Origin of the sequence: Pseudoalteromonas sp. TB41 (assembly GCF_000497975.1) — a bacterium.
GTDB classification, from domain to species: Bacteria; Pseudomonadota; Gammaproteobacteria; order Enterobacterales; family Alteromonadaceae; genus Pseudoalteromonas; species Pseudoalteromonas tetraodonis.
This window is the reverse complement of the sequence record NZ_AUTH01000098.1, coordinates 1-20,046: the sequence shown is the minus strand read 5'-3', so window position 1 is coordinate 20,046 and position 20,046 is coordinate 1. Positions and strand designations below refer to the sequence as shown.

Here is a 20,046-nt window from a genome sequence, read left to right as displayed (position 1 = left end):
GGCAAGCTGAATATTAAGCTTGCCCTGCTTAATGCTACATTCTGTCCTTAGCTATTGATCTTAAATATAATTTATAAGCATTTAGTCGGCATTTTGATACATATGCTTGTTCTTTAAATCATAAAATGCCACATTCCCCGTGTTTTATCATCACGCTTTGAATTTTATTATGTCTTTATTAAGTAAACACAAATACACCCTGTTTGGGGTGCTCGCAATTTTGCTCTGGAGCAGTTTAACTGCCTTTATTCGCGACTTATCAGAACTATTTAGCCCAATTGGTGGCGCTGCTTTAATGTACAGCGTCAGTGCGATTTTTTTAATACTAGTCATGGGTGTACCAAGGCTAAGCAATTACCCAAAACGCTATTTAGTCTTTGGTGGTAGCTTATTTGTTATTTACGAAATGTGTTTAGCGTTATCCCTCGGCTTTGCAAATAGTCGCCAGCAAGCGTTGGAAATGGCGATTATTAACTACCTTTGGCCAGCGTTAACCATTTTATTTTCGATTATTGTTAACCGCACTAAAGTAAGCGTATTAGTCTACCCCAGCATACTGATTGCGTTTTTAGGCGTTGCATGGTGCATTGCAGGTAATAGTGGTTTATCTGTGGAAGTATTAACCGCTAATATTAGTGACAATCCAGTACCCTACTCCATGGCATTTGCAGCGGCGTTTATTTGGGCTGTGTATTGCAGTGTAACGGTAAAACTTAGCGAGGGTAAAAATGCCATTAGTATATTTTTTGCAGCCACGGCAATCTTTTTATGGATAAGTTACGGATTGAGTAATGAACCCAGCTTTGAGTTTAACGTATATTCTAGTTTTACTTTATTGCTGGCAGGGGTGGTTATTGGTGGAGGTTACGCACTATGGAACCAAGCAATCATTGGCGGTAACCTAGTGTTGTTAGGCACCTTGTCTTACTTTATTCCTGTATTGTCTACGCTATTTGCCTCTATTTACTTATCACTATCGCTCACCAACGCATTTTGGCAAGGCGTAGTATTAGTTACATTAGGCTCATTAATGTGTTTCATTGTGACCCGAAAAACAAAGCCAGCCCAATAAAATAAGTAAGCGAAAAGCTAGGGACTGTCTGCTTTTCGCTTTAATCATTTAATTAGCTTGCTAATCGCAGTCCTAACAGCACTAACATCACAATGTTTGCAATCACACCAATCAAAAAGAAGTAACTACGCGGGCTGGGGTTTTTCTCTGTGGCAATGGCGTAATACAGTGCCATATGAATTAAACGTGCAATAACGTAAACCCAAATACAGATTGCAAAAACCGAACTGTGATAATTCATCACAAAGGCAAATAAAACCGTTCCTATAAATAACGCACTGTTTTCTAATGTGTTATGAAAGGTGCGATGCGCTCTAAATATAAAACTCTCATGAGATAGGTCTTTATCTATTTTTCCTGGTACAGCCCCAGGCTGTTTGGCTTTACTAAACGTCGCCACTGTCCACTGAACTAACATCATAATTAAATATAAATAAAATGCTATAAACGCTGAATGTGCTATATCGGTCATTGTTTAATCCTTTGTGTTGTTATTAGAGTAATAGTTACAGCAACTATCAAGCCAAAGATAAGCCACTGATGTATATAGTAATTACTTTTTAGTAAAATAATTTTTTGTAATAGATTCATTCTTTATATAAAACTTACTCTATCACAGCGTCTTGGTATTTTTTTAGAGTCTGAGCGCAACTTAAAACCAGTACTAATTACGTATTTTATAATTTTTATTTGAGTATTTATTCTAAGTGTTGTTTTATAGTGTTACTGATAACGGAACGGTAAAATGAATATGATGAATAAAATAACCAAATGCTTGGTAACCTTAGCGCTATTGAACTGTGTATCACCGCCCGCTTTTTCAGCTCAATATGAAATCGAAAAAGGTGAAAACTTGGCTAAGTTGGCGCAATACAAAGACGTAGCCACCATTAAACGCAATTTCGCAAAACAAATAGCGCTTAATTACAGTGTATTAAACGCTGATCTTAAACAAACGCTAAGCCAATATAAACTGGTTTTGAATGCGGATCAGCTACCGTCTTTAGGTATGCACACACAACAAAATACTCGTTTAGCAAACAACGCGTTACAACAACTGAAAGGTTTACCACAAAACACAGGTAGTTTGTTACAAGTGCGTTTGGCAAGCGATAAAATGCTTAGCGCTTGGCAGCAAGGCGAACGCCCTTTATTTGCATTTGCACCCGCTGGTGACGATACGCAATGGAGCGAGATTGAAGCGTTCGATCAGTATGGTGACATTCATTATCTTAGTGTTGACCAAATGCCGACCCAACCTGTCTTTATTGTCGAATTAGATCAACAAAAAGTACAAGATGCGGGTATTGCAGTAATGAGAGGAATTTTATCTACTAACAAATTCAGTAAAAGCACGGTTAGTCCACGAAACCAGTTAAGCAATGAACAACCTCTGCAAACCAGTGTATTGAAAAAAATACGCTTAGAAGATGACAAAGAACCTTGGATCTCAGGTGGTGCTGAAATTTATGCCATTGTAACGGGTGTCGACCCCACCCGAGATGAACCAATATTAGATATCGTTGATTTACCGTATTTAGATCATGATCAAACCGATTACAGCCCTAATCAGGTGCTAATTCATTGGCAGCGTTATCGTTGGCAGGCGGTTGATTTACTCTTAATGGAACAAGATGACAACACCAACTATAAAACTCTAGCAATAAAATTATTAGAAATATCAGAGCAAGTAATGGCGAGCATTCCTGATTTACAAGCGCAAGGTTATGCCATTATTCCTAAGCTGACCAATGAACTGCTAAAAGCAATGCCGGATGAATGGTTTACTAATAATGACGATTATGTTGATGTTTTTTACACGCTGTTTGAAAACAAAGACTATCAAGAATATAAAGGAGCAAGCAGTAATGCGACCATTACGCTATCTCCTTTAGAAATTAACCCAAGACTAAACTAAGTCATCCCCATTCGCTTAATTATTATTGCGGATGGTATCACTCCCCCATACTTCAATAGTCACCCATTAGCGCTTTAACGTTAACGGGTGGCTTTATCACAGCCACTTTTTTGAAATTACACGTTATATTTTAATACCCTAACCTTGCGCCACTGATTTACGAAAGCGCATTAATGCAACAATAAAAAACACACTGCCAATAACAGTTAATGCTAAAAAGTAAGGCCAAACTACATCCCACCCTGCTCCTCGGTATAAAATTGCTTGAGCAAATTTTACAAAATGCGTTGTTGGCGCCAATAACATAATATTTTGCACTACCTCAGGCATACTTTCACGCGGCGTAACACCGCCAGAGAGCATTTGTAATGGTAATAAAATTAAGATCATCAATAACCCGAGTTGCGGCATGGTGCGCGCCTGTGTGCCTAACAATATACCCAGCGATGTGGTCGCAAATAAATGAATAGCAACGCCAAATAAAAATAAGCCTGGCGAGCCATGAATAGGCACTTGTAACAAACCTTCGATCACAATAAATAATGAAAACGCAGTCAGTAATAAAATCACTAAACCATTAGCCCAAATTTTCGCCATCACTATTTCAAAGGGGCTTAACGGCATCACTAATAAATGCTCTAATGTGCCGTGTTCGCGTTCACGGATCACCGCGGCTCCAGTTAAAATAATCGAAATCATTGTGATCACGTTCATTAATTCCATCACGCTACCAAACCATACACTTGTCATGTTTGGATTAAACATAATGTGCGCCGATTGCTTTATTGGCAGTGAATAAACGGTTCGATAACCTTGCACAAACTCATTTACTTCGCCGTTAATAATAATTTGAATATAGTTATCACCAATAAATGCTTGCGACATACGCGTAGCATCTATATTTACTTGAATCGTAGGTTGCTTAGCTGCAAGTACATCACGCTCAAAATAAGGCGGTATATTAAGCACAAAAGTATAACGGCCATTATCCATAGCTGAGTCAATATCGCTTAATGAAATACTGTCTGGTGTTTTAAAGTAAGGCTCATAAAAGGCATTAATAATACGCTTAGATAATTGCGATTGGTCGTGATCAACAACTGCAATCGGCGCATTATTTAACTCTATCGACGTGGCTGAAGCCACCACATAAATCAGCCCAGTAAAAGCAAAAAAAACAAATAGCAGTAAAACCTTATCACGCCATAAACTACGCAACTCTTTAATACCTAAATTAATAATTTTTCCGCGACGTTGCATGGCTATTTGTCCTGCTTTGGAAGTAAAAATACACTGGCCAGAGTCAGCACGGGTATAAAAGCGAATAAAGGCAGTAGCTGGGCTGATAAATCAGAAAAATTAAGCGCTTTATTAAAGACCCCCCGACACGCCTCTAAAAAGTAGGTGGTTGGAAACAGTTTGCCAATAATCGCTCCAAACCCTTCCAAGGAAGAAACAGGGTCAATTAGCCCACAAAAGTTAACGGCAATCATCAACACCACCACCGTAGTGGCTGCCAGTGCTGAAATTTGTGTTTTTGTAAAAGCCGAAATTAACAGCCCCACTCCGGTAGTCGCTGTAACGTATAATAATGCAGCCAAACTAAGCGCCCAAAAGCTGCCTTTTAGCGCCACACCAAACACAGTAATAGCAAGTGCAACTAAGCCAAAAAAGCTAATCATACTCACTAAAATGTAAGGCAGCTGTTTGCCAATAATAAATTCCAGCCGGTTAACCGGTGTGACATATAAGTTTATGATTGAACCCAACTCTTTTTCGCGCACTACGCCAAGCGCCATCAATATCGCAGGAATAAATACCAATAGCAGTGGAATAACCGCCGGCACCATGGCCTCAATGCTTTTAAAATCTTGGTTATAACGATAGCGAGATTCAATATTAGCTGGCACTAAATTGGGTATCTGCGCATAAGTGCGCAAAGATAAGTTGGTTAAATAGCTGTAATACACGCCGCTCATATAACCATTAATCGTTTCTGCCCTAAACGGCATAGAACCATCAATCCACACTACAATTTCAGGTTTACGGCCGCGTTTAAATTGCTGAGCAAAGTTAGGTGGAATTTCAACGGCCACGCTTAACTCGCCACTGCGCATTCGTTTATCAAGTTCTTGCGGGCTTTTAATATCTGCTTTTTGAATAAAGTAACGTGAACCTGCAATATTTTGGATGTAGTTGCGGCTCTCTGGCGATTGGTCTTGATCTAGTACCGCAAAGCTTAAATCTTCAACATCAAATGTAATGCCGTAACCTAAAATAAACAGCAAAATTATCGAGCCCAGCAAAGCAAACGTTAGGCGAATAGGATCGCGCCATAACTCTAGCGTTTCGCGATGCGCATAACCAAATAACCGCAACAAACTAAATGCGGGGTTAGTGTTATTTTTACGAGTAGCGGGCGCTGTAGCCAATGCTTTGGGTTTATCCGTTATCGATGCTTGTATCGCCGAGCTTGCTCCGGCTGCATTTACCGCCTCTTCTAAATATTCAATAAAGGCAGCTTCTAGTGTGTCGGTATTACGCGTTTGGCACAGTGCAGCTGGCGTATCGCTGGCAAGTATTTTACCTGCATGCATTAACGAAATTCTATCGCAACGTGCCGCTTCATCCATAAAGTGAGTCGAAATAAAAATAGTCACGCCTTGTTCGCGCGAAAGCTCAATGAGTAACTGCCAAAAGTCATCCCTTGCAACGGGGTCTACACCCGATGTGGGCTCATCAAGTATGAGCATTTCAGGGCTATGTACTACCGCAACAGCAAGCGATAAACGCTGGCGAATACCTAGGGGCAAATCGGTAGGAAAATCGTCACTGTATTTTTTAAGGTTAAACCGAGTAATTAAATCTTTAACGCGCGGCTCTATTTTCTCTGCGGGTAAGTGGAATAAACGTGCATGCAATACCAAGTTTTGCTTCACTGTAAGCTCGTTATAAAGCGAAAATGCTTGCGACATAAAACCAACGCGTTTGCGGCTTTCGATGTTATTGGCATCGACCTTTTCACCAAACAATTTTGCTTCGCCGCTGGTTGCCGGTTGTAACCCGGTAAGCATTTTCATTGTGGTGGTTTTTCCACAGCCATTTGAGCCTAAAAAGCCAAAAATTTCACCTTGTTCAATACTTAAACTCACCTTGTTAACAGCGGTAAAATCGCCAAATGTTTTACATAATCCATTTGCTTCTATAGCGAACTGAGTTGTGTTTAAGTCTTGTTTACGAGGTGGCACAACTAACCGCTGATGATCATGGCGTTTTTCTTCAGGAAGTAATGCTATAAAGGCTTCATCAAGCGATTCTTTGTTAGTTTGTGCTTTTAGATTTTGTGGGCTGCCCGTACCGATTACTTTTCCATCGTCCATAGCAACTAGCCAATCAAAATCATCGGCTTCTTCCATGTAGGCGGTCGCAACCAGTACGCTCATCTGAGTATTTTCAGCGCGAATACTGTTTATTAATTGCCAAAATTGACGACGCGATAGCGGATCAACTCCGGTTGTTGGCTCATCTAAAATTAATAATTGAGGGTCATGGATCAGTGCGCAGCACAAACCGAGTTTTTGTTTCATCCCGCCAGAGAGCTTTTCTGCGGGGCGATCGGCAAATGCCTCTAAGCCTGTACTTTTTAAAAGGTTATTAATTCGTTGTTTTCGCTCGGCTTTATTTTGAGAAAATAGACGACCAAAAAAATCTATATTTTCAAACACAGAAAGTGTTGGATACACATTTTTGCCAAGCCCTTGAGGCATGTAAGCAATGCGTGGCGACACCGTATTACGAAAACCACTGCTGCGCATATTGCCGTTTAATACCTCAACCTCTCCCACTTGAATCGCCCTTGCCCCCGCTATAAGTGCCAGCAAGCTTGATTTTCCTACGCCATCAGGGCCTATAAACCCGACCATTTTCCCGCCAGGTAATGAAATACTAATGTTGTCCAGCACGCGATTATTAGCATAGCGATGGCTCACCTTAGTAAGCGTAACCACACTTTCACTTGGTGGCTTTTGAATGTTTTTATCGTCGTTATCCATTATTCAGGCACTCGTACCTGTAATGACGTAGGCCAATTTTTTTCAGGCGCTAACAACACATAAGCAAGCCCTGGCACCCCTGTTTTTACTTGTTTGATATGATCTTTTAATAACTGCGAGTCGAGCTTTACCTTAACTCTAAACATCAGTTTATCGCGCTCGTTTCGGGTTTCTACCGATTTAGGGGTAAATTGCGCCTGTGCAGATACAAACGTCACTTTAGCCGGTAATGTATACTCGGCAACAGCATCAATAACAATGCGTGCTTGTGAGCCTATTGTTACCTTGCCCGCTTGCGCTGTTGGTAAATATATACTCATATAAACATCGGTTAAATCCAATAACGATAAAACTTTACCACCACTGCCAAGCACTTCGCCAGGCTCAGCTAATCGATACAATATGCGTCCATTGATTGGTGCTGTGAGCGTGCTGTCGGCTATGTTGCTTTGTAATCGCTCAATACGTGCCTGCGCTGCTTCTATTTCAGCATCCGACTGCACAACTTTTACGTTTGCCGCGGTTAAAGCAGCTTGCGCAATAGCAGAGGTGGTTCGTTGTTGATCTACCACTTCTGTTGAAATATGGCCTTTTTCTAATAATTTTGCAGAGCGGCGCAATTCAGTTTGTGCAAAATTAAGCTCACTTTTATGCTGCTCTACAATCGCTAATGCGTATTTACGAGACTCATTAGCAACACGAAGCCCCGCCTGAGCTTCACGTAACTGTGCATTTAAATCATCAGTATCAATAACCGCTAACGTTTGACCCGCTTTGACCATATCGCCTTCTTGCACCATAACGTCAACTAAGCGGCCCGGTAATTTTGTAGCAATATCGTACTCAGTCGCTTCAATTCGCCCATTTCCATAGGCAACGCTGTCAGGGAGTTGATCAGCAAATGATGTAGGCTGCAAGGTTTGCCAAGCATACCAGCCAGCCCCCCCCACAATGACCAATACAGCGAGCTTACTCAAAGATTTGAACGTTGATTTAATTGTCATGTGCTAAAACTCCATGTATGTATAAAGTAATGTAAGTGAGGGTAGTTAAGGTAAAAATTTTTAGGATACAGCACGCTATTTGTTATATGAAAGCAACCCTGCTTTGTAAGTACAACAAGGGTAGTTGTAATAAGCGATTTAAACGAACTTAAAAATCTAGCGTCACTAATCTACCACCCTCACCGTTAATAAAGATGATGTGGATCAATATAAATTAGGGTTAATGCACTAATTATTAGTGATTTTTTAAAACAGCAGGATAAAAGAAAGGGAAAACATCAAGGCACCTACTGAGCGCCTTAATATTAATTATGTCAGCGGCAGATTAGCTTACAATTTATAGTAACAAAATTCGCTACGACCTTAATGCTAAGCTAATCAATACCACGCCATGATCGGTGCTTAAATCATCACGCTCAAATTCAGGGTTAATTAAATGACGATCGTAAGTATGGTAATGGCTCACCTCAAAAAAGCTGTCGTCGTAACTTGAGTCAAACTCGCAAGACAACAAAATGTAGTCAAGCACTGAGCTGCTCGCGCCAAAATAATGGGTAGGCTTTCGCTTTAAATCCACTTTATTTTCATTATTTTGATTAGCCAAATTTAATTGCGACCTTGCAAATAACTGCCATGCGTCGTTAAGGCAATATTTTGCAAGGTAAGTGTTACTGTCAAACGTGGGGGCAAAGCGCAGTGTATTTGTTAGTAAATGGCTTAAAACGCCATCGGCTAAGTCGTTGTTAAAATCGCCCATTAAAACCATTGGGTTTTGTGTAGATTCGCGGCGTGCAATGATGTCTATCATCAGCAATGTAGCCTCACTGCCGCGCTGAATAGTTGAGCCCCAACTCCCTGCTATATCGGCTTTTAAAAGCTCGATAATATTTTTTTCGGGTGTGAGGTCTTTGTTTTGCTCATCAAGCTCTATCATTGAGCGCTTAGACTTAAAATGCACCACATAACAATCCGTGTTGCCGATATGCGGTAAGGTTATTGTAGCTCTAAGCACCTTTCGGCTAAATGTAAAATCCTCAGTTAAACCAAGGGTTTCAGCAAGCTCATGGTCATGCTCAACACTTGCCACTTCAGCAATGGGGTATTTTGCGGCTATTGCCACAACAGGGCGTTTGTAAATAAAGTCGTCGATTACCTGGGGCTCATCTACCACGCCAAAGTACGTATAGCCTTGATCTTTAACTAATTCTTTAAGCGACTCAATACTAAATACTTCCTGAAAACCAATCACATCAGGCTGATGTTCGGTTAAGTAATTAATAAGCCAACGCTGCTTTCTAGCCCACTGCTCTGCGGTGTATATGCGTTCAAATTCATAATAGGCATTAGGCGGCTCAAGGTAATTAAACAAGTTAAAAGTGGCAATTTTAAGAATCGTATCAGTAATAACCGAATCGTCTGCTTTGGTGTTTAAAGGTGTTTTAGTGTGTGATTCAAGGTTGCTGATAAGGCTGCCCTACTTAAAATATGAAAAACGATTATAGCGGGTTATGGCTATAGTAATCTAAGCGGTGAAAATTTTTCAATATCAAATTCATAGTGTTAATTTACACTAACTTATCATTTTTTAAGGCACACGGTCATTATGGATTACTCAAACTTCGGCACTAAATTTACTCAACCTAATGGTATTACTCAGTTAATGGAAGATTTAGGCGATGCTAAAAACAGTAATAATCCAAATATTGTTATGCTCGGTGGTGGTAATCCGGCCCTAGTGCCTGAGGTTAATGATATTTTTATCAATGAGTTACAAAAGCTTGTTGCTAATAATACACTTTCCAACGTATTTGGACTTTACGATGGCCCAACGGGTAATGATGCATTTCGTGCAGCTCTGGCCAAGCAACTAAAAAGTGAATACTCATGGGATTTAACCGCAAATAATATAGCGCTTGGTAATGACAGCCAAGCCAATTTTTTTGTGTTATTTAATCTGTTAGCTGGCAGTATGCCTGATGGAAGCCATAAAAAGGTTTTATTTCCGCTGGCACCTGAATATGTAGGCTATGCAGATCAAGGCTTAACTGACGATATGTTTGTAGCAATAAAGCCCGATATCGAAATTTTAAATACTGAAAGTGGCTCAAACCAATTTAAATATATCATTAATTTTAAAGCTGTTGAGCAAGTATTAGCAAGCGACAGCAGCATTAGCGCACTGTGTGTATCGCGCCCGACTAACCCAACAGGCAATGTCATTACTGATGAAGAAGTACAGCATCTCGATTTATTGGCTAAGCAATATAATATCCCACTGATCATTGATAACGCCTACGGCGACCCATTCCCTGGGTGTATTTATACCGACGCAAACTTAACCTGGAACTCAAACATTATTTTATGCATGTCACTTTCAAAGCTTGGCCTACCGGGTTTGCGAACCGGTATTGTAGTGGCTAACAATGACATAATTAAAGCCATTGGCCGTGTGAATGGCAGTATGGTTTTGTCGCCGAATAGTTTTGGCCCAAGTTTAGTAACGCGCCTTATTAATGAAGATGAACTCCTTCCGCTGTGTAAAAATTCAGTGCTGCCTTTTTATCGAGAAAAAGCACAAACAGCAATGAACTTGTTTGATGAAATATTTGCCCACCTCCCCGTTTACTTACACAAAGTAGAAGGCGCATTTTTTATGTGGCTGTGGTTTAAAGAGGCAAAAATAACCAGCGAACAACTTTACCAAAAGCTCAAAGAGCAGGATGTTTATATTATTCCCGGGCATAATTTTTTTATTGGTATTGATGATGCTTGGGCACACAAACACCAGTGTATTCGCATTAATTATGCAACCGATGCCAGCACTTTGCGAAAAGGCTTAGAGGCCATTAAAGCCGTGATGGCATGAATTGATATTTAGGGCATTCAAACCCTTTGCGTGAATACAGTGCGTGCAAAGCGTTTATAGTGCCTATAGTTATTGGCATAAACCTGTGAACAATTTAAAGTTATTCAGTCATCCTCTAAGCCGTTAAATAAGCCCTAAACTGAGGTAAGCGGTTATTACTGTTATTTATTGATTGTATTAATTTTGTGCAAACGCGCCACACCCACTTTAAATTTATATATAAGTTGGTATGCTACGCGACCTTTTTTAACATATGATTATCATCAAAAAAGGGTTTGCCAAGGGGCGGCTATCGCTGCAAGGCACTTAATATAAGTGGCAGCAATAATACAGGCATCGCGTTATAAAACGTTAGATGTAACTTTAAATAGCAATATACAAAAGTACTATTAAGGTCAATTATGCGATTAGGACCAGGACTACTCGTCACCGCTGCCTTCATTGGACCAGGGACTATTACGACTGCCAGCGTGGCAGGTGCAAACTTTGGTTTTGCACTAATATGGACATTACTGTTTTCAGTTATTGCCACCATATTATTACAATCTATGGCGGCGCGCCTTGGCGTAGCCACCGGGCAAGATTTAGCGCAAGCGCTAAGAGCTCACATTGAAACGCCCCTATTTAAATCTCTCGCTATATTTTTAGTGATCAGCGCCATTGGAGTAGGCAGTGCCGCCTACGAGGCTGGTAACCTTAGCGGTGCCAGTATGGGATTAATTGAAATATTCCCTCATGTTAATGCCCAGCTTTGGACGCCACTCATTGCATTTTTAAGTGCGGTGTTACTTTACAGCGGTAAACACAAAGTCGTTGAAAACGCGCTTATTTTATTAGTGATTCTAATGAGCCTAGTGTTTATCTCTACGTTAGTTATGGCTGCTCCCTCGCTGAGTGATGTGTTAGCAGGGTTTATTCCTAGTATGCCTGAGGGTTCAATTACCACCGTATTGGCATTAGTGGGCACCACCATAGTGCCGTATAACTTATTTTTACACTCAGGTGTTTTAGCTGCAAGGCACGACAGCAAAAGTGATAAGCAAAAAGTCATTAAGCAAACTAATGTAGATACGGGTGTGTCTATCACCTTAGGTGGCGTGATCACGCTGGCAATTTTATCAACCGCGTCAGTGGCATTTTATGGCACAGATGCAGGGCAAATTAGCGCTGCCAACATGGCGGTACAACTTGAGCCATTACTTGGCGATGCTGCCCATTACTTTTTTGCTATTGGCTTATTTGCAGCAGGTTTAACCAGCGCAATAACAGCTCCCCTTGCCGGTGCATATGCAGTATGTGGCATGTTAGGTTGGTCAAATAAAATGGATAACACCCGCTTTAAAAGTGTCGCCATTGTTATTTTATTATTTGGTGCAGCCGTGGCGTCTCTGGGTTTAGACCCTGTTGCCGTGATAATTTTTGCTCAAGCCGCAAATGGCTTATTACTGCCTATTGTAACCACCTACCTAGTGTGGCTGGTTAACCAAAAATCAGTAATGGGCAAATACACCAACTCAATGTTAGTAAACTTACTTACTTTACCGGTGTTAGTGCTTATTTTTGGCTTAAGTGGTTACAAGCTGTTTAGTTTAATTTTTTAATATCACTAGGTAATTTATACACACAAAAGCCGCTATATTAATAGCGGCTTTTTACATTGCAGACCAATACTGACTTAAAAGCCGTGATGCGCTGCCTTGTGCTTATTTTCCTTAATGAGTTTTGCAAATACATAACCCCCTACTGCACCTGCACATAATTGCGCATAAAAACCCCAACCTCTTGCACCTGCAATAATAGTAATATTCATAATTGACTCAATCGCAATTAACGCGGTAGCAAATGCTACAATACCAGCAATAACAAATAGTTGTGTACCTTGCTTGTTCATTTTTTTAGCAATAAACCAAGTAACCAAAAACGCGATGGCGAGTGCAACAGCAATAATAGCGCCATAGGTCGGTAGCAAGCCAAGCCAATCTTCAAGGATTAAGTTAACACGGTCATTAAAGCCCACTACAACACCTACATTAACTAATTGATTGACAACGTATTGACTATGAAACAAGCTAGCAAGAGTGAATGTAAGTAACCAAGAAACTAAAAATGACGGGAGTATACGTGTTAAAAACTGCATGGTTATCTCAACTTAAAATAAAAATTTTTCCTTACACTAGCAAAGGCTTGCAGGGTAAACAATCTCTATATTGTATTACGCTACTGTCACTTTTAGCGTTTTCTTGTCACGCCAGTGCAGAGTTACCAACACAGCAATACACAGCTAGTACTTTAGCAACAGGGCTCAATTCACCGTGGAGTATGGTTAAACTCCCAAACAATACCTGGTTAATCACCGAGCGTGATGGCCATGTTGTTATCATTAAAGACAACCAACAAACCCGAGTTAAAATAAACTTCGAGGGCTTATACGTTGCAGGGCAAGGTGGTTTACTTGATGTAGTGCTTTCGCCAAATTACAGTGAATCAAAAGAAATTATATTCACTTACGCCCAAGGTGAGCTTGATGCAAACAGGCTAGTAATAGCCAAAGCCACGTTTGATGGTGCGCAATTTTCAACGCCAAAAATTATTTATAAAGTCGCCACCGATAAGGGCACACCGCAGCATTATTCTGGCCGCGCGCTTGTATTGCCTGATAGTACCTTATTATTTTCAAGTGGTGATGGTTTTGACTACCGCGAGCAAGCACAGGTTATTACCAGTCAACTTGGCAAAACATTACGCATAAACTTAAACGGCACAATACCAAGCGATAACCCGTTTCTTAGTCACAAAAACGCTAACGCGCATGCCATTTATTCACTCGGGCACCGTAACTTGCAAGGCTTGGTTTATGATCACGATACACAGCAAATTATTAGCCACGAACACGGCCCCGCAGGCGGTGACGAGCTCAACTATTTAACAGCTGGCACCAATTACGGCTGGCCAGTAATAACCAACGGCGACGATTATTCACAAGCACGTATTTCCCCCTTTAGAGACTACCCTGGAATGGCTAAACCAGCCGTAGATTGGACGCCCTCAATCGCCCCATCAGGCATGGCATATTATGGCTCTAACCATACAGCCTTCCCTTCACTGCAACGTCACGTGCTTATTACTACATTGGTCGATAAAAAGCTCTACAGTATTAATTTAGCGAATGGTGAATACACCCAGACTCATATTTTTCCAGAAGCCACAGGCAGGCTCAGAGATGTGTTTGTCACTGCTGAAGGTAATGTAGCGATATTAACGGATGGAAAAGAGGCAAAGTTAATGTTGTTTAAAGCAAATTAATTTACAAAGAGGATAAGAGACGCTGCGCTTTTAGAGGTAAGTAGCGGCTTGAATTAAGCCGCTTTAATAGCTTTAAGAACTCTGTTGGGTGGCGCCTTTGGCTTAACCAACCTACCTTTTAACGTAGATCGGATAAGTGGCGAAGCCACGTCATCCGACAAAAATGATAAATTTACTTGAGACAACCCGACTTATCACGCTGTGTATAATATGCAAAGAGCGGCTTAAATAAGTCGCTTTAATTACTCATAATCAGCTAACGGCTCTCTAATTGTCAGTGTATTAGTGCCAAAATCTAACACAGCTTGGTATTTTCTAAAAAATGGAGAACCTAATAATCCATGGATAATATTATCACCACCTGCTACCTGAACATGGTCTAGGTTTAGTGATACAAACTCTGTACTTTCAAACAACTGCCCTGCCAATTCAAATTTTAATACTTCAATAAGGCCCATTTCGTGGTCGGCTGTACCTAAACCTGCGGCATTTTCTTCACTTAGTTTCTCTTGTATTCCAAGCTTTTTAATACATGCCCTATCCAAAACAGATACACCCGCCGCTGTATCTAAAATTAAATTTACTTTATGTCCATTTATTTTAGCTTGTATAATTTGATGACCAGTTTCTGTTACTTCAAATTTCAAACTTGTGGTTTTGACTAATTCCATGAATGTTCCTTATTCTATATTTAGGTTAATTAATAGACACCACATTACAAACACTTATGAAAACAACCCACCTTATAAATAAGTAAACAAATGGCTTTTCACCAACACCTATATCGTAATTAAAATATGCTAAAAATAACTCCCCCCAAACGCACAAAACTTATGTTGGCAAAGCTACATTAATTCACAAATAGGATAACAGGCGCTGCACTTTTAGAGGAAAGTAGCGGCTTAAATTTAGCCGCTGTTAAGAGTTTAAGTTCTGCTATCTGAAAGCAAGATTTACCTCTTTGGTTTCTAAACGTGTAACAAATTAATTAATAAAGGCCACTAACTCGTAGCCTTTACATGTAGAGTTTTCAACATAAAAGATAGGGCTGTTATACTAGAAATAGCCTTGAAGAGAAATAACTAACGGAGACTTATACTTATACTTTACAACCTGATTGCAAATAAAGAAGTTAAGGTTATTTTCTTTATAGTGACCTTTTATTTCTTTTAGAACCTTATTGACGATCTTTTTAAACTTACCCCTGTATATCTGTTTTACTGTAGCTGTAGCTAATTCAGTAGTAAGCGTTGTCATTGCTTTGTTACAAAAAGTATTAGCCTTAAGAGCTTGCATATAAACTTTTAAAGTTTCAATCGAAGGCTTGTTTTCTTTAAAAGCACTACTTTCAGGATACATTTTTTGTAATATAAATTGTAGGTTTTCTTGGTCTTCTTTATCTAGTTGCTCGATAGAATTTGACATTTAACTTCCTTATTTTTTTTCGTGGATTGATTTTAAAAATTTAAAAAAATCTCTCTCAGGTATTGTTGATGTAATCCCAATAAAAATTCCATTTTCTTTTGAATATAAATAGGCAATTTGTGTATCAATTAAATCTGGCTTTAATTCGACGAATAAGTTAAAGGAGTTAGTTTTGTTTTGAATTTCTTTTACTTTAGAAAAGCTATTCTTAATTTCCTTATAAACTTTACTTTCTATGTCCGAATTTGAATTTGTTAGGCTGTCTAAATGTATTTCAACTAATGGAATTGTGCTTCCATCTTCTAAAGTGATTAATGGATCATCGTTATCAAATTTTCTTATACTTAAAGTTTGCATTTGGCTGTTGACTAGGGCAAAGCCTTCACCCTCCTCTAAAACTCTCATCGTCTCCCAATTATCGTTAATTGGAAAATAGTATTTATTAAAAATAACATTTTCAAATGCAGAACTTGAAAAGCTTAACATTAATGATAGAACTATAAATAATCTATACACCAGAAATTCCCTTTAATTTATTAGTTATATCATACTAATAAAATATATTTTAAAGTCAAATTTTCACTCCATAGGAGTGATATGCTAACAGTGTAATTATTAATTACAGCTCAGGCACTCATCAATACAAAATACTTTCGCTCGTGCTAGCAGTCTATCTTTAATCCAGCCTCTGCGGTGCTCGTAAGATTGACCAGTAAAATGGTCTTCACCGCACAAAAAAGCACGCCGAACACAACGTGATATACAGTGGTAGTACTTTGTACCAACCAAACTTACATGACGCTTTCTTACGATTGCCATAAGACACCCAGCTTTTTTTTCACACTGATGAAAGCCTAGTACTTAGTTCGCCAAACTTCAAAAATTCGAGTGGGTGTCTAGTTTATTCTTCGGTTTTGCCATTACAGGCCTGCCCTGTTTGTATGCAATTAACTGCCACAATTCGTTGAGCTCTTTTTCGGTAAGTGGTACGGCACATATATTATCAAAATTACGCTTAAAGCTTTTATAGTTTGCAAGTCGCGACACTAAAGCGCCTATCGGGCTAAGTAACAGCTTTTGTAGCAGTACAGGTTTATGCGTTTCTGGAAATAACCCGCCGTTAAGAAAGCAAATGCTTTGTATTTTTATGCCATGTACTTCATTTAAGTTGCTTCTAGCAAGTAGCTCTTGCGCTACTGTATCACCGTAATCGTGGCTTAAAATATGCTTTGCTTTTACATTGAACAGATTCAAAAAATGAGTCAGTAAATCCGCTTGCATAATAATGGTGTAGGTAACATTTTGCGGTTTGTCACTAAAGCCAAAACCCAGCGTATCGAGGATAAATACTTTAAACTATTGAGTGAGCTCAGCCCATTGATTATGCCAATCCCATTTTGTGGTTGGGTAACCATGGATCAGTAATAAACTCAGTGCTCCCTCTTCCCCTTGCACATGATATCTAATCTCATGACCTTGAAGTTCAAACGTCGATTGGCTCTTATGCCACGAAGCTAATAGTAAGTAATTATTGTAGTGTTACTAATGACATTCATGACGATTTCGGCGCATTTATAGGATTATAAACAAATGAATAAAGTATCTATCATAATAAACTTTTAATGTGGTGTTACTTAAGTGCTCCATGAAAATGTACATGAATTTATTATTTGCGGGTAGCCATTTCCATGACTAATATCATTTAAGATAGGACGACAATAACTAAATTAAGGAGTCAAAGTGAAAATATTGTCCGTTGACGATAACCCTCAAAATAGAAACATCATGGAAATTGCGCTTTCTAAGCAACACGATATTGCTTCATCTGATGGAACCGAGCCAATATTAGCACTAATGGAACAGCACCAGCCACAAGTCGTCTTAATGGATATTTTACTTAGTAATGGCCTTACTGGTTATGATTTAGTTGAACAAATAAAACAATCCGGTGAATACGATGATTGCGAAATTATATTTATATCCGCTTTAACATCAAGTGAAGACAAACTCACAGCATATGGGTATGGCGGCGATGATTATATTGCCAAGCCAGTAGACTTTAAGGAACTTAACGAAAAATTAAAGCGTGTTGAACTGCGTATTACAGAGCGAAATAATCTAAAAGAAATGTACGATGTTGCCTCTACAACTGCTTTTACATCAATGCAACAAGCAAGCGAACTTGGAGAATTAGTCACATTTTTTACTGACAATCTTGAGGTAACGGATTTAGACACATTATTTGCTAACGTACAGCGCTATTTTACTAATGCAGGCGCCAGCTGTTGCGTAGAGTTTAGGGTAGCAAACCAATATCACCAATTCCCAAAACAAACTATTTCTGACTTGGAAAAAGAAATTCTAGAACTAGGCAGAAGAGCCAAGCGAATAGTTCCATTTAGCTCTAATTTATTATTTAACGCGCCTGCTTGTTCAATGCTTATAAAGGGAATAAATACAAAGGATGAAGGCTTACTTGGTCGCCTTCGAGATAACTTTGCTATTTTGCTTACCATTATAGAAAGCCGGATAGAATTTATTGAACAACAATTAGAAAAAGCGACGATACGCCAACAAGCTTTAAACACTCTAAAAAGTCAACTTGCTGATGATTTTAGTACCATAAAAAAGCTATGCTCAGAGCAAGATAAACAAATAAAAATACTCGTAAATGACTTATCTCAAGCTATACAATCAAAAATGATCACTCTAGGCTTAGATGAAGAGCAAGAGTCGGAGCTAGTAGGCTTAGTTGATGAAACGAAAGAAATTGTAGAAGAAACCTTAATTCTGTCTTTTACACTAGAAGATAAACTTCAAGCCATTACAAAACGCTTAAAAGCTGTTGAATAATATAAGTACAATTTATAGACCAAGCCCGACAGAACCATTACGTTAAAACTTCAACCTTACTTCGCTCTTTTACAATTAAGCTCAAGAGTCAGTGATTATTGTAGTGTTACTAATGACATTCATGACAATTTCGCTGCTTTTAGAGGGTTACAAACACATAAATTAGTAACTAAATTAATTAAATCATCAACTTATGTCACCTAAATTAGAACTCTGTTGGGTGGCGCCTTCGGCTTAACCAACCTGAATCGCCCCGTGTTTGCCAGAGACTCAATAACTTGAGAAACTGGAACTATGAAAAAATCAAATCGCTATACATCAGAATTTCGTGAACGTGCAATTAGGCTTGTTACCACACAACAGCATGAATACCCTTCTCTTTGGGCTGCGCTAGTATCGATTTCAGATAAACTGGGATGTACCCCAGAAACACTTAGAGCATGGGTCAAGAAATCTCAAGCTCAACCGTCTAAACCCTCTTCTAATACGCAATCAACTGAAGAACGCCTTGCCGTCTTAGAGCGCGAGAATAAAGAGCTCAAGCGAACGAATGATATCCTGAGGCAAGCTGCCGCTTTTTTCGCCCAAGCGGAGCTCGACCGCAAACAGAAGTAATAGTGGATTTTATTGATGCTTGCAGAGAGCATTACGGTGTCGAGTCAATTTGCAAGGAATTGCCGATTGCACCATCAACGTATTATTCTCATAAACAGATACAAAGAGAGCCTGAGCGACTGTCTAACCGCAAAAAGCGTGATGCTGAGCTGATAATACTCATTCGCGAAGTGTGGGAGGATAATATGTCAGTTTATGGTGCAAGAAAAATATGGAAGCAGCTACAGCTTGACGACCATCAAGTCGCCCGCTGTACAGTCGAACGATTGATGCGAGTTATGGGAATTCAAGGTGTTCGTCGGGGTAAAGCACATAAGACAACGATACCTGACGAGCAACAAGATAAGCCACTTGATTTAGTTAATCGTCAATTTACTGCTGAGCAGCCAAATCAACTTTGGGTAGCTGACATCACCTATGTTGCCACATGGAGTGGGTTTGTTTATGTCGCTTTCGTGATAGATGTTTTTTCACGATACATTGTAGGTTGGCGTGTATCAACGACAATGCACACAGAGCTTATTCTTGATGCGTTAGAGCAAGCTATTTGGCATCGTGGCAACCCCGAAGGGTTAATTCACCACAGCGACAGAGGCAGCCAATATTTGTCTATACGATACACTGAGCGACTTGCTGAAGCTGGAATTCAAGCGTCTGTAGGCAGTGTGGGTGACTCTTATGACAATGCATTGGCTGAAACAATAAATGGATTATTTAAAACAGAGATTATTCGCAGAAATGGCCCGTGGAAGAATGTTGATGCTGTTGAATACGCAACGTTAGAGTGGGTCAATTGGTTTAATAATCAACGCTTATTATCTTCAATTGGGTATATTTCACCAGCTCAATATGAAACAGACTACTATGATAATTTAAACGAGTCAGGTAAAGTGGCCTGACTTAAACAAACTGGTCTCCGATGAACTCGGGGCGATTCA

The 20,046-nt window shown here is 39.5% G+C and carries 18 protein-coding genes and 1 other annotated feature; of the genes, 8 read left to right on the top strand and 10 right to left on the bottom strand.

The features are described from left to right. Positions 1 to 169: 169 nt before the first annotated feature. Positions 170 to 1,072 (top strand): aromatic amino acid DMT transporter YddG, encoded by a 903-nt coding sequence (gene yddG / locus L641_RS0116910; protein ID WP_024602567.1) that lies wholly within the window; start codon positions 170 to 172, stop codon positions 1,070 to 1,072. A gap of 52 nt (positions 1,073 to 1,124) precedes the next feature. Here the strand turns inward: yddG and L641_RS0116905 are convergent, their stop codons facing one another. Further along, positions 1,125 to 1,544 (bottom strand): MAPEG family protein, encoded by a 420-nt coding sequence (locus L641_RS0116905; protein ID WP_024602566.1) that lies wholly within the window; start codon positions 1,542 to 1,544, stop codon positions 1,125 to 1,127. Positions 1,545 to 1,823: 279 nt separating this feature from the next. Here L641_RS0116905 and L641_RS0116900 point away from each other — a divergent pair, with 279 nt between their 5' ends. Then, complete coding sequence (locus tag L641_RS0116900) at positions 1,824 to 2,990, top strand: DUF3103 family protein (RefSeq protein ID WP_029750438.1); 1,167 nt, start codon at positions 1,824 to 1,826, stop codon at positions 2,988 to 2,990. A gap of 138 nt (positions 2,991 to 3,128) precedes the next feature. Here L641_RS0116900 and L641_RS0116895 read toward each other — a convergent pair whose 3' ends face one another. The 4 genes from L641_RS0116895 to L641_RS0116880 all read right to left on the bottom strand — a co-directional run bounded on the left by L641_RS0116895 (position 3,129) and on the right by L641_RS0116880 (position 9,415). Then, positions 3,129 to 4,250, bottom strand: coding sequence for an ABC transporter permease (locus L641_RS0116895; protein ID WP_024602564.1), 1,122 nt, complete (start codon positions 4,248 to 4,250; stop codon positions 3,129 to 3,131). A 2-nt stretch (positions 4,251 to 4,252) separates the two neighbouring features. Next, positions 4,253 to 7,042, bottom strand: a complete 2,790-nt coding sequence (rbbA, locus tag L641_RS0116890; protein WP_024602563.1) for a ribosome-associated ATPase/putative transporter RbbA — start codon at positions 7,040 to 7,042, stop codon at positions 4,253 to 4,255. Next, positions 7,042 to 8,046 (bottom strand): HlyD family efflux transporter periplasmic adaptor subunit, encoded by a 1,005-nt coding sequence (locus tag L641_RS0116885; protein ID WP_024602562.1) that lies wholly within the window; start codon positions 8,044 to 8,046, stop codon positions 7,042 to 7,044. Before L641_RS0116885 ends, rbbA begins: the two co-directional genes overlap by 1 nt. A 355-nt stretch (positions 8,047 to 8,401) precedes the next feature. Beyond that, positions 8,402 to 9,415: an endonuclease/exonuclease/phosphatase family protein gene (locus L641_RS0116880; RefSeq protein WP_024602561.1), complete on the bottom strand. Its 1,014-nt coding sequence runs from the start codon at positions 9,413 to 9,415 to the stop codon at positions 8,402 to 8,404. 234 nt (positions 9,416 to 9,649) lie between these two features. Between L641_RS0116880 and L641_RS0116875 the strand changes: the two genes are divergently transcribed. Further along, positions 9,650 to 10,912 carry a valine--pyruvate transaminase gene (locus tag L641_RS0116875; protein WP_024602560.1) on the top strand — a complete coding sequence of 421 codons (1,263 nt, stop codon included), beginning with the start codon at positions 9,650 to 9,652 and terminating at the stop codon, positions 10,910 to 10,912. Between the two features lie 401 nt (positions 10,913 to 11,313). Next, the gene (locus L641_RS0116870; protein WP_024602559.1) at positions 11,314 to 12,513 is read left to right on the top strand and encodes an Nramp family divalent metal transporter; all 1,200 of its coding nucleotides are present in this window, start codon (positions 11,314 to 11,316) and stop codon (positions 12,511 to 12,513) included. 74 nt (positions 12,514 to 12,587) lie between these two features. On the opposite strand, the gene L641_RS0116865 is transcribed toward L641_RS0116870, so the two are convergent. Beyond that, positions 12,588 to 13,049 (bottom strand): hypothetical protein, encoded by a 462-nt coding sequence (locus tag L641_RS0116865; protein WP_024602558.1) that lies wholly within the window; start codon positions 13,047 to 13,049, stop codon positions 12,588 to 12,590. On the opposite strand from L641_RS0116865, the gene L641_RS0116860 reads away from it, so the two are divergent. Further along, on the top strand, positions 13,034 to 14,215 hold the full coding sequence (locus L641_RS0116860; protein WP_024602557.1) for a PQQ-dependent sugar dehydrogenase: 1,182 nt from the start codon (positions 13,034 to 13,036) through the stop codon (positions 14,213 to 14,215). The genes L641_RS0116865 and L641_RS0116860 overlap by 16 nt on opposite strands. Positions 14,216 to 14,457: 242 nt before the next feature. Here the strand turns inward: L641_RS0116860 and L641_RS0116855 are convergent, their stop codons facing one another. The 4 genes from L641_RS0116855 to L641_RS23625 form a co-directional block, all read right to left on the bottom strand. Continuing rightward, complete coding sequence (locus L641_RS0116855; protein WP_024602556.1) at positions 14,458 to 14,886, bottom strand: retropepsin-like aspartic protease; 429 nt, start codon at positions 14,884 to 14,886, stop codon at positions 14,458 to 14,460. Between the two features lie 385 nt (positions 14,887 to 15,271). After that, positions 15,272 to 15,640, bottom strand: coding sequence for a hypothetical protein (locus L641_RS0116850; RefSeq protein WP_024602555.1), 369 nt, complete (start codon positions 15,638 to 15,640; stop codon positions 15,272 to 15,274). 9 nt (positions 15,641 to 15,649) lie between these two features. Further along, the gene (locus tag L641_RS0116845; protein ID WP_138765007.1) at positions 15,650 to 16,156 is read right to left on the bottom strand and encodes a hypothetical protein; all 507 of its coding nucleotides are present in this window, start codon (positions 16,154 to 16,156) and stop codon (positions 15,650 to 15,652) included. A 360-nt stretch (positions 16,157 to 16,516) separates the two neighbouring features. After that, entirely contained in the window at positions 16,517 to 16,972 is a 456-nt protein-coding gene (locus L641_RS23625; RefSeq protein WP_290191507.1) for a hypothetical protein, read from the bottom strand. Between L641_RS23625 and L641_RS23745 the strand changes: the two genes are divergently transcribed. From L641_RS23745 to L641_RS0116825, 3 genes are all read left to right on the top strand, one after another. Then, entirely contained in the window at positions 16,943 to 17,065 is a 123-nt protein-coding gene (locus L641_RS23745) for a hypothetical protein (RefSeq protein ID WP_275450854.1), read from the top strand. The genes L641_RS23625 and L641_RS23745 overlap by 30 nt on opposite strands. Positions 17,066 to 17,380: 315 nt before the next feature. Continuing rightward, the gene (locus tag L641_RS0116835; RefSeq protein ID WP_253944073.1) at positions 17,381 to 18,493 is read left to right on the top strand and encodes a response regulator; all 1,113 of its coding nucleotides are present in this window, start codon (positions 17,381 to 17,383) and stop codon (positions 18,491 to 18,493) included. Between the two features lie 294 nt (positions 18,494 to 18,787). Then, a protein-coding gene (locus tag L641_RS0116825) for an IS3 family transposase (RefSeq protein ID WP_223230517.1) occupies positions 18,788 to 20,007 on the top strand; the annotation gives its coding sequence in 2 pieces (ribosomal slippage) (positions 18,788 to 19,076 and positions 19,076 to 20,007; 1,221 coding nt in all). Then, positions 19,066 to 19,182 (top strand) — a sequence feature (AL1L pseudoknot). It overlaps the preceding gene by 117 nt. Positions 20,008 to 20,046: the final 39 nt, after the last annotated feature.

Coding starts and splice junctions, on each gene's coding strand:
- L641_RS0116900 (WP_029750438.1), top strand. CDS start 1,824: ATGATGAATAAAATAACCAAATGCTTGGTAACCTTAGCGCTATTGAAC.
- L641_RS0116855 (WP_024602556.1), bottom strand. CDS start 14,886: ATGGAATTAGTCAAAACCACAAGTTTGAAATTTGAAGTAACAGAAACT.
- L641_RS0116870 (WP_024602559.1), top strand. CDS start 11,314: ATGCGATTAGGACCAGGACTACTCGTCACCGCTGCCTTCATTGGACCA.
- L641_RS0116850 (WP_024602555.1), bottom strand. CDS start 15,640: ATGTCAAATTCTATCGAGCAACTAGATAAAGAAGACCAAGAAAACCTA.
- L641_RS0116895 (WP_024602564.1), bottom strand. CDS start 4,250: ATGCAACGTCGCGGAAAAATTATTAATTTAGGTATTAAAGAGTTGCGT.
- L641_RS0116885 (WP_024602562.1), bottom strand. CDS start 8,046: ATGACAATTAAATCAACGTTCAAATCTTTGAGTAAGCTCGCTGTATTG.
- L641_RS0116865 (WP_024602558.1), bottom strand. CDS start 13,049: ATGCAGTTTTTAACACGTATACTCCCGTCATTTTTAGTTTCTTGGTTA.
- L641_RS0116875 (WP_024602560.1), top strand. CDS start 9,650: ATGGATTACTCAAACTTCGGCACTAAATTTACTCAACCTAATGGTATT.
- L641_RS0116905 (WP_024602566.1), bottom strand. CDS start 1,544: ATGACCGATATAGCACATTCAGCGTTTATAGCATTTTATTTATATTTA.
- rbbA (WP_024602563.1), bottom strand. CDS start 7,042: ATGGATAACGACGATAAAAACATTCAAAAGCCACCAAGTGAAAGTGTG.
- yddG (WP_024602567.1), top strand. CDS start 170: ATGTCTTTATTAAGTAAACACAAATACACCCTGTTTGGGGTGCTCGCA.